This window comes from Sediminibacterium sp. FW305-C-49, from assembly GCF_058231085.1.
This window is the reverse complement of record NZ_JBIQXS010000001.1, coordinates 440,617-455,117: the sequence shown is the minus strand read 5'-3', so window position 1 is coordinate 455,117 and position 14,501 is coordinate 440,617. Positions and strand designations below refer to the sequence as shown.

General features: G+C 42.4%; 13 protein-coding genes. 9 read left to right on the top strand and 4 right to left on the bottom strand.

Annotated features, from left to right (window positions below):
• The first annotated feature begins 6 nt into the window (after positions 1-6).
• From ACH3Z1_RS01925 to ACH3Z1_RS01915, 3 genes are all read left to right on the top strand, one after another.
• Entirely contained in the window at positions 7-552 is a 546-nt protein-coding gene (locus tag ACH3Z1_RS01925) for a CopD family protein (protein ID WP_490820148.1), read from the top strand.
• A gap of 236 nt (positions 553-788) precedes the next feature.
• A complete protein-coding gene (gene ileS / locus ACH3Z1_RS01920; RefSeq protein ID WP_490820147.1) occupies positions 789-4,142 on the top strand; it encodes an isoleucine--tRNA ligase in 3,354 nt (1,117 codons plus the stop codon).
• A gap of 6 nt (positions 4,143-4,148) precedes the next feature.
• Positions 4,149-5,114, top strand: a complete 966-nt coding sequence (locus ACH3Z1_RS01915; protein WP_490820146.1) for a TraR/DksA family transcriptional regulator — start codon at positions 4,149-4,151, stop codon at positions 5,112-5,114.
• A gap of 125 nt (positions 5,115-5,239) precedes the next feature.
• Here ACH3Z1_RS01915 and ACH3Z1_RS01910 read toward each other — a convergent pair whose 3' ends face one another.
• On the bottom strand, positions 5,240-7,060 hold the full coding sequence (locus tag ACH3Z1_RS01910; RefSeq protein WP_490820145.1) for an ABC transporter ATP-binding protein: 1,821 nt from the start codon (positions 7,058-7,060) through the stop codon (positions 5,240-5,242).
• Between the two features lie 65 nt (positions 7,061-7,125).
• Here ACH3Z1_RS01910 and rbfA point away from each other — a divergent pair, with 65 nt between their 5' ends.
• Together rbfA and ACH3Z1_RS01900 are read left to right on the top strand one after the other, a co-directional pair.
• Positions 7,126-7,497, top strand: coding sequence for a 30S ribosome-binding factor RbfA (rbfA, locus tag ACH3Z1_RS01905; RefSeq protein ID WP_490820144.1), 372 nt, complete (start codon positions 7,126-7,128; stop codon positions 7,495-7,497).
• Positions 7,498-7,595: 98 nt separating this feature from the next.
• Positions 7,596-8,801 (top strand): FtsX-like permease family protein, encoded by a 1,206-nt coding sequence (locus ACH3Z1_RS01900; RefSeq protein WP_490820143.1) that lies wholly within the window; start codon positions 7,596-7,598, stop codon positions 8,799-8,801.
• Between the two features lie 154 nt (positions 8,802-8,955).
• Here ACH3Z1_RS01900 and ACH3Z1_RS01895 read toward each other — a convergent pair whose 3' ends face one another.
• Positions 8,956-9,798, bottom strand: coding sequence for a transketolase (locus ACH3Z1_RS01895; RefSeq protein ID WP_490820142.1), 843 nt, complete (start codon positions 9,796-9,798; stop codon positions 8,956-8,958).
• Positions 9,799-10,031: 233 nt separating this feature from the next.
• Here ACH3Z1_RS01895 and frr point away from each other — a divergent pair, with 233 nt between their 5' ends.
• Complete coding sequence (frr, locus tag ACH3Z1_RS01890) at positions 10,032-10,595, top strand: ribosome recycling factor (RefSeq protein ID WP_490820141.1); 564 nt, start codon at positions 10,032-10,034, stop codon at positions 10,593-10,595.
• Positions 10,596-10,730: 135 nt separating this feature from the next.
• Here frr and ACH3Z1_RS01885 read toward each other — a convergent pair whose 3' ends face one another.
• Positions 10,731-11,597 (bottom strand): DMT family transporter, encoded by an 867-nt coding sequence (locus tag ACH3Z1_RS01885; RefSeq protein ID WP_490820140.1) that lies wholly within the window; start codon positions 11,595-11,597, stop codon positions 10,731-10,733.
• 125 nt (positions 11,598-11,722) lie between these two features.
• On the opposite strand from ACH3Z1_RS01885, the gene ACH3Z1_RS01880 reads away from it, so the two are divergent.
• The 3 genes from ACH3Z1_RS01880 (at position 11,723) to ACH3Z1_RS01870 (ending at position 13,931) form a co-directional block, all read left to right on the top strand.
• Positions 11,723-12,463, top strand: a complete 741-nt coding sequence (locus ACH3Z1_RS01880; RefSeq protein ID WP_490820139.1) for a PPK2 family polyphosphate kinase — start codon at positions 11,723-11,725, stop codon at positions 12,461-12,463.
• Between the two features lie 58 nt (positions 12,464-12,521).
• Entirely contained in the window at positions 12,522-12,953 is a 432-nt protein-coding gene (mscL, locus tag ACH3Z1_RS01875) for a large-conductance mechanosensitive channel protein MscL (protein WP_490820138.1), read from the top strand.
• A 147-nt stretch (positions 12,954-13,100) separates the two neighbouring features.
• A complete protein-coding gene (locus tag ACH3Z1_RS01870) occupies positions 13,101-13,931 on the top strand; it encodes a segregation and condensation protein A (protein WP_490820137.1) in 831 nt (276 codons plus the stop codon).
• On the opposite strand, the gene ACH3Z1_RS01865 is transcribed toward ACH3Z1_RS01870, so the two are convergent.
• Positions 13,900-14,466 carry a murein L,D-transpeptidase catalytic domain-containing protein gene (locus tag ACH3Z1_RS01865; RefSeq protein ID WP_490820136.1) on the bottom strand — a complete coding sequence of 189 codons (567 nt, stop codon included), beginning with the start codon at positions 14,464-14,466 and terminating at the stop codon, positions 13,900-13,902. The two genes, ACH3Z1_RS01870 and ACH3Z1_RS01865, sit on opposite strands and share 32 nt — an antisense overlap.
• Positions 14,467-14,501: the final 35 nt, after the last annotated feature.

Genomic DNA, 14,501 nt, shown 5'->3' with positions numbered 1-14,501 from the left:
CTCCTCTTGTATAATTACCTCAAAGCTCTCCACATCATCTTCATCGTAACCTGGTTTGCGGGGATGTTTTATATGCCCAGGTTGTTTATTTATGCTACTGAAGCAGGGGAGAAGAACGAAACAGAAAAGAAAATTCTGCTCGAACAGTTTGCGGTGATGATGAAAAGATTGTGGTATGGTATTACCTGGCCATCTGCCATACTTACGTTGATTTTAGGGTTATCTGTTTTATTTCAGGGAGGCTGGCATAAAACTTTATTCGATGCTGCTGGCACCTGGTTATTGGTGAAATTGATTTTTGTACTCTTTTTATACCTCTATCATTTTTCACTCCACCGCATTTTTAAACAGCAAATAGCCGGGGTTTACAAGTATAGTTCCAACCAGCTAAGGATATGGAATGAAGTAGCCACCATTTTCCTGGTAGCCATCGTAATGCTGGTCGTAGTAAAACAAAGCCTCAGTTTTGTATGGGGGCTGGCCGGACTTTTACTTTTTGTACTGCTGTTAATGAGTGCTATCCGCATTTATAGGCGGGTAAGAAAGGGGTGATTAATCATGCAAAAAACAAAAGGCAAAAGTGAAAATAGAGTACTGCTTCATAGCTTAATGTATAATTATTTGATTTTCAACAGTATAAATCAGCAATAATCCATTTGGTGTTGACTTCTGGCTTTTGATTTTCGACTTTTGGCTTTTCACTTTTCCTCCCCTATATTTCTTACCTTCGCAGCCTTTAAAACCTGCCTGAGAGGGCATTTCAGGTAAAGCAAGACGATCAGAAGACTATGAGCGCTAAATACACGGAATTTTCAGGATTGAACCTCCCGGCCATAGAAAAAGAAATACTGGCCAAATGGAAGGATGGACAGGCATTTGAACAAAGTGTTTCATTGCGTGCGGGTAAAACACCATTTGTGTTTTATGAAGGTCCACCCAGCGCCAATGGTATGCCAGGTATTCACCACGTTATTTCCCGTACGCTGAAGGATATGGTTTGTCGTTATAAAACCATGCAGGGCTTTCAGGTAAAACGTAAAGGCGGATGGGATACCCACGGTTTACCGGTTGAATTGGGTGTGGAGAAAGAACTGGGTATTACAAAAGAAGACATCGGTAAGAAAATTTCAGTGGAAGACTATAACCAGAAATGTCGCGAAGCAGTAATGCGTTATAAAGACATCTGGGACGATATCACTACCAAAATGGGTTATTGGGTTGATCTGAATGATCCCTATATCACATTCGACAATAAATACATTGAATCGCTCTGGTGGATTTTGAGTGAGTTGTACAAGAAAGGTTATCTCTATGAAAGCGTTTCTATTCAGCCCTATTCACCTGCTGCAGGAACGGGATTGAGTTCACATGAACTGAACCAGCCAGGAACGTATAAAGATGTGAAGGATACAAGTGCAGTGGCGATGTTCAAAGCCATCAGCGACAGTAAGACGCAGTTTCTTTTTGAGGCCGCTGGTTCTGATGAAGTATTTTTCATGGCCTGGACAACTACTCCATGGACACTTCCTTCGAATTTAGGTTTGACGGTTGGACCGAATATTGAGTATGCACTGGTACATACATTCAACCCATATACACATCTTCCCGTAAATGTGGTTTTGGCAAAAGCCTTACTGGGTAAGTATTTCAAGCCGGAAGGTGAGAATGGTGATTTTGCGGGATACAATGCAGAAGTGAAATTATTACCCTGGAAAATTATCACAACATTCAAAGGTGCAGCAATAGAAGATGCTACTTATGAGCAGTTGCTTCCTTATGAAGCCAATTCGCTAAAAGTAGTTCAAGAAATCACCCCGGGTGCTAAGCCTTTCCGTGTATTGTGTGGCGATTTTGTTACGACAGAAGATGGTACCGGTATCGTACACACTGCCCCCGCTTTTGGTGCAGATGACTATAAGGTTGGACAGAAATACAATATCGGTATACTCACCATGGTTGATCGTGAAGGAAAATTTGTGGATGGATTAGGTGAGTTCAGTGGCCGCTATGTAAAGAATTATAAAGACGATAAAGATTATGTAGATGTAAATGTTGACATCTGCGTAAAACTGAAAAAGGAAAACCGTGCTTTCAAAGTGGAGAAATATGAGCACAGTTATCCGCATTGCTGGAGAACAGATAAACCCGTTCTGTATTACCCGTTGGATGCCTGGTTCATTAAAACCACCGCTGTGAAAGACAGGATGGTAGAATTGAATAAAACCATCAACTGGAAACCCAAAAGTACCGGTGAAGGACGTTTTGGTAACTGGCTGGAAAACATGGTGGACTGGAATTTGAGCCGCAGCCGTTATTGGGGCACGCCTTTACCTGTATGGCGCACAGATGATGGAAGTGAAGAAGTTTGTATAGGATCTATTGAAGCGTTGAATGAGGGTATCCGCAAAGCCAGTGAAGTACTGGGTGGTGATGTCAATAAAAATTATTTACACGAAGGCATTCTCGATCTGCACAAACCTTATGTAGATGAAATCGTGCTGGTGAGTGCATCTGGTAAACCCATGCACCGTGTTCCCGATTTGATTGATGTATGGTTTGACAGTGGTGCCATGCCTTATGCACAATGGCATTATCCGTTTGAAAATAAGGAACTGGTTGATAAAGGTGAATCCTTCCCCGCCGATTTTATTGCAGAAGGTGTTGACCAGACCCGAGGTTGGTTTTACACATTACATGCGATTGCCGTGATGTTGTTCGATAACGTGGCTTATAAAACCGTAGTGAGTAATGGATTAGTGTTAGATAAGAATGGTAACAAAATGAGTAAGCGCCTGGGTAATGTGGTGAATCCATTTGAAACCATTGAAAAATATGGTGCAGATGCCACGCGCTGGTACCTGATCACCAATGCTTCGCCCTGGGATAATTTGAAATTTGATATTGCAGGTATCCAGGAAGTACAACGTAAATTCTTTGGGACACTCTATAATACCTACCAGTTCTTTGTGCTGTATGCCAATGTAGATGGATTTGCTTTTAAAGAAGCACCAATAGCATTGGCCGACAGACCTGAAATAGATCGCTGGATTCTTTCTTCACTCAACACATTGGTGAAAAAAGTAACAGCCGCCATGGACGATTATGAACCCACACTGGCAGGCCGTGCCATCGAAGAATTTGTAGATGAGCATTTGAGCAACTGGTATGTGCGTTTATGTCGCCGCCGTTTCTGGAAAGGAGAATATGAGCTGGATAAGATCAGTGCTTACCAGACTTTATATGAATGCCTGGAAACCATTGTGAGACTCATGGCACCTGTTTCGCCTTTCTTTAGCGATGCTGTTTTCCGTAACCTGAATGCGGTTACCGGCAGATTTACGGTGGATTCTGTGCATCATGCAGATTTTCCTGTAGCCAATGAATCGGTTGTTGATTCGGCATTGGAAGAAAGAATGCAACTGGCACAGGATGTTTGTTCGCTCGTGTTATCACTACGCAAGAAAGTAAATATCAAAGTGCGTCAGCCATTACAGAAAGTGCTGATACCTGTTCTCAATCCATCCATGAAACAACAACTGGAGCTGATTGAAGACTTGATTAAAGCAGAAGTGAATGTTAAGGAGATGGAATACATCACCGATACGGAAGGGATCATCAAGAAAAAAATCAAACCCAATTTCAAGGCACTGGGTACCAAACTGGGTGCAAAAATGAAAGCTGCGGGCGCATTGATTACCGCTTTTGGTCAGCATGAGATTGCAACGATTGAAAAAGAGGGTCAGATCAACCTGAACCTGGATGGCGAAATGGTCAGTATCCTGCTTTCTGAGGTTGAAATTGCTGCGGAAGACATACCGGGATGGAGTGTAGCAAGCAAAGGCAGTCTTACGGTTGCCCTTGATATTACCCTTACCGATGAGCTGAAACAGGAGGGAGATGCCCGTGAATTCGTGAACCGGATACAAAATATTCGGAAAGAAAGCGGTTTTGAACTCACAGACCGTATATTCGTGACCGTGCTTGAGGCTGAAAGTCTTAAGCCGTCTATTGTTAAGTATAACGATTATATTTGCCGCGAAATTTTGGCAGATGTCATACAATGGGTGCCCGAGATAACCGATGGCACTGAAATTGAGGTTAATGACATTCTGTTGAAAGTGGTAGTAAACAAAAAAGGATAAAAGCGTATGGCTACTAAAAAACCAGCCCCTAAGGCAGCAAAAAAACCGGCTCCGAAGGCGGCACCAGCCAAGAAAACAGCTTCAAAACCAGCACCTAAGAAGGCTGCGGCTAAACCTGCGCCTAAAAAGGCGGCTAAACCAGCACCCAAACCTGCTCCTAAAAAAGCAGCTCCGCCTAAAAAAGCGGCACCTGCCAAGAAAGCAGCCAAGCCTGCCCCTAAGCCAGCTCCGAAAGCCCCAGTGAAAGCACCGGTAAAAGCTGCCAAGCCAGCGCCCAAACCGGCAGCTAAACCAGTTGTGGCACCCAAGAAAATCGTTGTTACAGCACCGGTTAAACCCGGTACCAAAGCACCGATTCCGCCTTCAAAACCGGCACCAGCAGCAAAACCTGTATCGGTTCCTTTACCTCCGATGAAAAAACCGGAGCCAAAAGGTCCGCCCACACCACCTGTTAAACCCGTAAGAAAGGCCCCAGAGCCACTGAAAGAAGTTAAGGTTCCAAAAATCAATACCAAAAGCAGTGTGTCTTATCAGCCTGGATATACACCATTAGAAAAAAGAGTAGAAACTGTGAGAAACAACGAGACTTTAGTGAAATACAGCGATGCGGATCTGAATGAATTCCGTGATCTGATCAATAAAAAATTAGAAGCTGCCAAAAAAGAACTGACCTATTTACAGGGACTTATTACCCGTAAGGATGAAATGGGTGGCGATAACGACGATGCACGTTACATGACCATGGAAGATGGCAGTATGAGCATGGAAAGAGAGCAACTGAGCCAGATGGCCAGCAGGCAGATCACTTATATTGATCACCTGGAAAAAGCACTCATGCGTATCGAAAACAAAACCTACGGTATCTGCCGTGTTACCGGTAAACTGATCGATAAAGCCCGTTTACGCGCCGTACCACACGCAACACTGAGCCTGGAAGCAAAGCTGGGATTGGTGAAGCCGAGTGCAGAATAGTCCCCCCCGACCCCCTGAAGGGGGAGCAATGAATGTATAATAATAAGAGCCGCTTAGAAAAACTAAGCGGCTCTTATTGTGTATATTTTAATCCTCCAAACTCCCCCTTCAGGGGGCCGGGGGGGCTACTTCACTTCCTGCATCTCTACCAACCTTTTATAAATACCTCCCCTCATCAGCAGTTCATCGTGTGTTCCTCTTTCTGCGATTTCGCCTTTTTGGAGAACGATGATTTCATCGGCGTTTCGGATGGTGGATAGACGGTGGGCTATGACGATGGATGTTCGCTGCTGCATCATATTATTGATGGCATCCTGAACCAGTCTTTCACTTTCGGTATCGAGAGAGGAAGTAGCTTCATCCAAAATCAATATCGGTGGATTTTTGAGAACGGCACGTGCAATGGTTACCCGCTGGCGTTCACCACCACTCAGTTTGCTACCACGGTCACCAATATTTGTATCAAAACCTTCTTCTTTTCGCTGAATAAAATCATAGGCATTGGCCACACGCGCAGCCTGTTCAATAGCACTGTAGTTTACGTTGTCGATACCGAGTGCAATATTATTGGCAATGCTGTCATTGAATAAAATGGGTTCCTGTGTAACAATACCCATCTGGTTCCTGATAGAATGTAATGTGTACTCTTTTACATTCACTCCGTCAATCAGTAACTCGCCATTACTTACATCATGAAAACGGGGAATGAGATCGGCCAGTGTACTTTTACCTGCACCAGATGAACCAACAAGTGCAATGGTTTTTCCTTTTTCGATTTTCAGGTTGATGTTTTTGAGAATGGTAACATCATCATAGGAGAAAGAAACATTTTTAAATTCAATGGAATGCTCAAAACGTTCCAATGTTCTGGCATCGGGGTTGTCTGTAACGGTTACAGGGGCTCTCAAGACTTCCTCAATTCGCTGGATGGCTGCACTGCCTCTCTGTGCACTGTAGAATGAACCTGAGAGCGATTTGGCCGGATTAATGATTTGTGTGAAGAATACGATATACGTAATAAAACTTTCTGCTTCAAGTCCAAGCTCACCATCCAACACCAGCTTTCCACCAAACCACAGGATACAGGACAAAACCAACACTCCCATAAATTCCGACATAGGAGAAGCCAGGTCTTTCCTGAAATTCATCCGGTTACGGATATGGTTGAGTGCATTATTGTTGTTGATGAATTTGCTTTGCAATATTTTTTCTGCATTAAAAGCCTTGATAACTCTTAATCCGCCCAATGTTTCATCTAGAATAGACATGAGTGTTCCCAGTCGTTCTTGTGATGCAGTGGATTGCTTTTTTAATGAACGACTCAGGCGGCCAATGATGAAACCTGTAAGTGGTAATAGTACCAGCAGGAACAGTGAAAGTGCCGGACTGATCAATACAAGGAATATAAGAATGATCAGAATATTTAAAGGATCACGTATCAATCCTTCTAAAGTGCTCATAACGCTCCATTCAACTTCATTGGCATCATTACTCATTCTGCTGATGATATCGCCTTTGCGCTGTTCAGTAAAATAGCCAATAGGCAGTTCAAGAATTTTACTGTAGAGGTCGGAACGTAATTTGGTCATCACATAATTACGCATAGGTGCCAGCACCCGGAAGGATAGATAGGTAAAAAGATTTTTAAAGAAGATGGATAGGATGATGATACCGCAAATTGCCCCTAATGCATACACTTCTCCATGTTTGGCAATTAACTGGCTGATAAAATACTTGAGATAATTTAACATGCCATTAGCGGTAAACTCGAATGTTGGCTTAATATTCACCAATTTCTCTTTTCCGAATAATAATTGCAGAAAAGGTGCCAGCATGGCCAGTGATACCAGTGAGAAAAGAATGGAAAACAGGTTGAAAAACAGGTATAATACAATGTTTCGCTTCTGGGTACGCAGGTAAAAGAGTATTCTCGAAAAACGCTTCATAATCAGGATAAAATCGGTAAAACACAGCAAAGTAAGTAATTTTACCACCAATTAAAGCGATCAACATGGAAGAGGGTAAACGTCAACGACAAGTGGCAGGGGCCATACAGGAAGAAATGAATGATATTTTCAGGCGACTGAACCTGGCCATGATTGATGGTGGAATGGTATCTATTTCATCCGTTAAAGTAACCCCCGATTTGCTGGAAGCGAGAATATACCTGAGTATTTTCCAGGTAAAAGACCAGAAGGCGGTAATGAAAACCATCGAAAACCGTGCCTGGGAAATCAAGAAAGAACTGGCCGATAAAATGAAACACCAGCTCCGCCGTATACCCGTATTGCATTTCTACCTGGATGATACATTGGATTATGTGTTTAAGATGGAAGAAATTTTCAAGAAGATTAATGAGGAGAAGAAAACAGAGGAGGAATAGGCGAGAATGGTGAATGGTCAATCGTGAATCATCTACATATTCACCATTGACCATTGACCATTCACCATTGACCATTCACCATTACCAAACCCACCACTTTGAATTTCCTATTTGCCTGGCGCTATTTCCGGTCCAAAAAATCTACCAATGCGATTAACATCATCGCATGGATCAGCGTTACGGCTATTACGGTGGGTTGTGCTGCACTTATTATTATACTCAGCGTATTCAATGGGTTTGAAGAATTGGTGAAAGGATTGTACACCGATTTTTATACTGATATCCGCATTGCACCAGCAACCGGAAAAGTATTGAAGCTGGATGCTGATCAGTTGCAAAAAATAAAATCCGTTAACGGCGTAAGTATTGTAAGCCTGGTGGCGGAAGAAAAAGCATTACTCGTAAATGGCCCTTATCAAACCATTGTACTGGTAAAAGGTGTGGACGAACAGTATGCGTCTACCAATAAAATTACGGCACATATCAAACGTGGTAAATTCTCACTAGGTAATGCTGAAACACCACAAATCGTATTGGGATATGGTATTGAAAATGCCATTGGTGCCGATGTGGAACGATCTCTTTATCCGCTCACCTTATACACGCCAAACAGAAAAGCGAAATTCAATTCACTGGATGGATTGAGCGTAAACAATATCACTGCATCGGGTACTTTTCAGGTACAACAGGAATTTGATAATAAATACGCATTCACCAATCTGGCTTTCTTCCGGTATATGCTGAATATGGAAGCAGATGAATACAGTGCAGTAGAAATAAAAGTGAAAGAGGATGAGAATGCCGTCAAACAATCACTACAGGACATACTGGGAACCAACTATATTGTTCAAACACGATATGAACAGAATAAAAGTCTGTATGCGGTCATGCAATTGGAGAAATGGGTCATCTACGCCATTCTCTCTTTGATACTTGTGGTAGCCGCTTTTAATATGATTGGTGCATTGACCATGCTGGTACTGGAAAAGCAAAAAGATATTGCTGTGCTGCAAGCCATGGGTGCATCACAAAAAAGAATACAAGCTATTTTCCTTTCAGAAGGTTTATTACTGGCAGGTGTTGGTGCTGTACTTGGGATGATTCTGGCTACCATCATCTGTTGGATACAGATCAGGTTTGAACCCATTAAACTGGCTGGTGATACATTTATTGTAAAAGCCTATCCGGTAAAACTGCTGCCTGCAGATTATTTACTGGTACTGGTAACCGTTACAGCCATCGGTTTTATTGCAGCCTGGATTCCTTCCAGAAAAGCCAGCAGGCAGGAGTTGGCGTTGAAATAAAAATTCAAAAGCCAAAAGTCAAAAGTCAAAATTTTCAAATAGAGTCCTTCGGATAAAACAAAGTGTATATACAAAAAGAAGCCGCTTAGTCTCTAAGCGGCTTCTTTTCGTTTATACTATCTTTTGAATTTTAACTTTTGACTTTTTACTTCTCTTAATAGTCTCCCAAAGTCTCCGGCAACTGCGCTAATGCTTTGGCTAACTGTTCATCGCTGGGAGCAATACCATGCCATTCATGGCTGCCTTCCATAAAATCAACGCCCTTACCCATGGCCGTTTTCATCATGATACAGATGGGTTTACCCTGACCGGTCATTGATTTGGCTTTGTCCAATACAGCCACTACATCATCCATATCATTGCCATTCATATCCAGTACGGTCCAGTTAAAGGCCCTGAATTTATCATGCAGGCTATCGAGTGCCATTACTTTACTGGTTGGGCCATCAATCTGCTGACCATTCCAGTCGATGGTGGCAATGAGGTTATCTACTTTATGGTGAGCAGCAAACATCACGGCTTCCCATATTTGTCCTTCCTGTAATTCGCCATCACCATGTAAAGAGAAAACCAGGTGAGGGTCGTTATTGAATTTTTTAGTTAATGCGGCACCAATGGCAACACTCATACCCTGACCCAATGAACCACTCGCAATACGAATACCGGGTAAATGTTCATGTGTGGTGGGGTGACCCTGTAAACGTGTATTCAGTTTACGGAAACTGACTAGTTCTTTAGCATCAAAATAACCGGAACGGGCGAGTACAGAATAGTAAACAGGTGAAATATGTCCGTTCGACAGGAAAAACAGGTCTTCGCCAACACCATCCATTTTAAACTGGCGGTCATGTTTCATGGTATGAAAAAACAGGGCAGTTAAAAAATCGGTACAGCCCAATGAGCCACCGGGGTGACCACTCTGTACGCCATGTACCATTCTTACGATGTCGCGCCTAACCTGTGAGGCCGCTGATTGCAGTTCCTGAATGCTTGCCATATTACGGTTTTAAAAGTGCTGCGAAGATAAAGGGAAATAGTGAATGGTGAATGGTGAATGGGGAATGCTGGAAGTGAGTTTGTGGAGAATGGGACATAGCTAATGGGTTATAGGCAATGACCTTTTTTGTTTATCCAGCCTTCACAAACCTGACAAGCTCAATTGACCATTCACCATTCACCATTCACTATTTCCCCCCAATTCATTAGTTTTGCCCCACTTAAAATTGCAATATGTCAGAAGAGCTGGATTTAATAATAGCCGATACAGAAGACAGTATGGGCAAAGCCATTAATCACCTTGAAACCGAGCTCACCAAAATCAGGGCCGGTAAAGCCAATCCAACAATGCTGGATGGTATTGCGGTGGATTATTATGGTTCTCCTACCCCTATTAACCAGGTAGCCAATATCAGTGTGCTGGATGTGCGAACCATTAGTATCCAGCCCTGGGAGAAAAATATGCTGGCGGCGATTGAGCGGGCCATTATGGCGGCCAATATTGGTATTACGCCACAGAACGATGGTGTTCAGTTGCGTTTGTTCCTGCCACCACTTACGGAAGAAAGAAGAAGAGAACTGGTTAAAAAAGCAGCAGGTGAGGGTGAACATTCAAAAGTGGCCATCCGTAACATTCGTCGTGATGCCATTGAACAAGTTAAAAAATTACAGAAAGACGGTCTGAGTGAAGACGCTGCCAAAGACGCAGAAAAAACCATTCAGGATATAACCGATAAATATATTTCTCTGGTCGATAAACACCTGGCGGCTAAAGAAAAAGAGATGATGGCGGTGTAGATCGCGGATGTCAGATGTCGGATGTCTGATTTGATAGTAAAAGAGGTTGCAGATTTATCTGCAACCTCTTTTAATGTAGTACCTCCTAAAAAATCCTACATCTGACATCCTACATCTGACATCCGACATCCTCCATTATTTTTTATTCACCAGGTACACCCCACAAAGTATAACACCGAGGCAGCCGACTTGAAGGAGTGTTATTTTTTCGCCGTCGAGTAATCCCCAGAAAACAGCTACAAAAGGAATTCCATAGGTAACCATGGAAGCAAATAGTGTTCCGGCTCTTTTTACCAGCATATAAAAAATGATAGAGGCAAAAGCCGTACCCAGTACACCCAGTATAAAAGATGCACCTGTTGCTTTTAAGACGGGTGCATTGGTTAATTCAAGTTGCAGGTATCCGGTAATATAGAGAATGATGGATGAGGGTATGATGAGAAATACAAATGCCAGCGAAGCGATATTGAGTGAACCTACTTCTTTCATATATCGTCCCACCATATTTACATTGATACCATAACATAAAGTAGCCAGCAATACTAAACCTGCATAAGACAGGTTATTAAAGCTTACTTCTTTGCCGGATAACATCAGCAAACACAATCCGATAAAACCAATAATCACACCCATTATTTTGGTGCTGTTGGCTTTTAACTGGAAGAATGAAATTCCCACCAGTATGGTAAACATAGGAGTAAGAGCATTGAGAATACCTGCCAGTGAACTGTCAATCTCAGTTTCTGCAATACAGAATAAATAAGCCGGAAAGAAATTACCCAGTAATCCTGATAAGATCACCAGCAACCATCTGTTCTGTGGTACCTGTTTTAATGCCTTAAGTGCAAAAGGAGTGAGAATAAGACCGGCGCTGAGAATACGGATAGATGCTACCTGGTAAGGTGTGAGTACCCGCATGCCTTCTTTCATAAGTATGAATGAACTGCCCCAGATGATGGATAAAACGATGAATATGCCCCAGTTAATGATTTTATCTCTCACAGTGTAGTTTTTGTAAAGGTGAGGTTTTGGAATGAGTTATTAGCCACAGATGCACAGATTTAAGCAGATTAATCTGTGCATCTCTGGCTAATAAAACTAACTTTAAGAGACCAACAGACTTTCAAATGATACAACTCAATAAAATCAGTACCCGCGCCCCCAGGAACCTCAATAAAGAAAAAACAAAAGCAAAGACAGCAAAACTGGTGGCTGAACTCGATGAACTGCAAAACCTTTTATTCGCAGAAGGGAAACATTCAGTATTAATAGTGATTCAGGGTATGGATGCCAGTGGAAAAGATGGGGCCATCAGGAATGTTTTTGGTAACATGAACCCACAGGGGGTAGCGGTCACTTCTTTTAAAGCACCTACAGCACTGGAACTGTCGCACGATTTTCTCTGGCGTATTCACCAGCATGCTCCCGCAAAAGGCATGATACAGGTATTCAATCGTTCGCATTATGAAGATATACTGGTAACACGTGTACATAAATGGTGCACCGACCAGCAGGCAAAAGAAAGAATGCGTGCGATTAACGATTTTGAATGGTTGCTAACCAAACACAATCATACACATATCCTCAAATTCTACCTGCATATTTCACTGGAAGAGCAAAAACAGAGGCTTACAGAACGCATTCATGATCCGCAAAAACAATGGAAGTACAATGAGAAGGATTTTGAGGAATCAAAACTCTGGAAAGAATATATGCGGATGTATGAAGATTGTTTTAACCAGTGCAATAAAGTACCCTGGATCATTACGCCCTCAGACCAAAACTGGTATAAGGAGTACGTGATGGCAACGGCATTACACAGCCTGTTAAAGGGGTTGAATATGCAATATCCGGGACTAAAGAAATAACTGTTTTCTTTTTCAGTTTAATTTGAGTATTTTCATTGCTCACCAAACCAATATCATTATGGGAATGCTCAAAGAGTTCAAAGAGTTTGCCATGCGTGGCAACCTGGTAGACATTGCAGTGGCTTTTGTAATGGGTGCTTCATTTGGAAAAATCGTGACCTCTTTTGTGGATGGCGTAGTAATGCCTCTGGTAGGAATGCTTACCGGTGGCGTTGATTTTAACGATAAGGTACTTGTATTGAAAGAAGCTGTAGCGGAAGTAAAAGATGCCAGCGGGGCAGTCATCACCAAGGCGGCAGCAGAAGTATCAATTAAATATGGCAGTTTTATCACCAATGTACTCGATTTCATCATAGTTGCTTTTGTGGTTTTTCTGGTGATCAAGGGAATTAATAAAATGAAAGCTCCCGAAACACCCGCAGCCCCTGCCGGACCATCGGAAAGTGAGAAATTACTGGCGGAAATCAGGGATTCGTTGAAGAAAGTATAGGAGGAAGTCCGATAGACGGAAAGTCAGAAAGTCCGGAAGAATATGCCGCGGACTTTCCGACTTCAATCTCCAAAGTGGATAAATAATGGCCCCTTCGGGTACAAATAAGCCCCGAAGGGGTTTTCTTTGCAGCTAAAGCATGAACCAGTGAATACAGCGAGTTACCAGATTAAATTAGACCAGTTTGAGGGTCCGTTCGACCTGTTGTTGTTCTTTATTGAGCGGGATGAACTGGATATCTATAATATTCCCATCACTAAAATCATCAAAGATTTTCTTGATTTTATTCATCAGGGGGAGAAGCTGAATATTGAACTCAGCAGTGAGTTTATTCTTTTTGTATCTACGCTCATGCGTATCAAGGCAAGGTTATTATTGCCACGTAAAGAAATTGATGCGCAGGGTAATGAAATTGATCCACGCCAGGAACTGATTGATAAAATCCTCGAGTACAAACGTTTCAAAGAAGCGGCTGTGCAGATGGCCGAAATGGAAGCCATGCGTATGCTCATGGTGAAGCGTGGTAACCTGCAAAAAGAACTGATTGATATTGGAGAAGACGCTTCAGAAGGTACTGAAATACAGAACATCACCATGTTCAAGCTGATGAAGGCTTTTGAAAAAGTGATGCAGCGTGTGCACGACCGCCAGAACAAACCCGTTCACACCGTGGTTCGCTATAACTACAGCATGGAAGGCAGTCGTGATTATATGCTCGACTTTGTGGCCAAAGAAAAAACGGTGGCTTTTGAAAAAGTATTTGAAGTATGTAACGATCGTATACACGCCATCTTTCTTTTCTTATCTATCCTTGAACTTACCCAGCAGAAATTCATGAAGCTGATGGTGGCAGAGGGAAAGAATAATTTCATTGTAGAATGGAACGATAAACGTGAGGAAGAACTGAAAGAAGAAGGGTTAACCGACGAAGACTTCACCAACACATTTACCGACGATCCAGTACCCACAGAAGAATAGGGTTTTTACTTTGGTCGATATAACTGCTGATGGTTTTTAAAAAAGCAGGTGCTACTGTTGGACATCCCTGGCTGTTACAGATCTGGTCGGGATAAATTTCTTTCTCCGGAATACATTCATGTGAGTGCATCACCACCGCACGGTTGAATGCATTACTGTTGCTACTGTCTAACCCATGCAGCCGATACGATTTTCCGAAAATTCCTTTGTACTGAACACCCACTTTATATCGCCCTGTAGAACTGCATTGAGAACCTTTTTGGTTGGAGTAACGAACATCTGATAAATACTGTTCCCTGCAATCTCCATGTGTTACGAGGCCGGCCTGCAGGATACTGTCTTTCTGCATATCATACACGAAAAATCTTTTTTTACCATTGTGTATCTGCAGATCGAGCAGGAAACAATAGCGTGTATCCAGGTTTTTCTTTTGGCTAAATGTTTTGATCTGTGATTGTAACTGCGAGAACCTGCTTTGTGTATACCCGATATATAGTAAATGGATAAAGGCAAACAACACGACTAACTTCTTCATGCATGAATTTTAAAGAGAGATGGAGTATTGCTTTT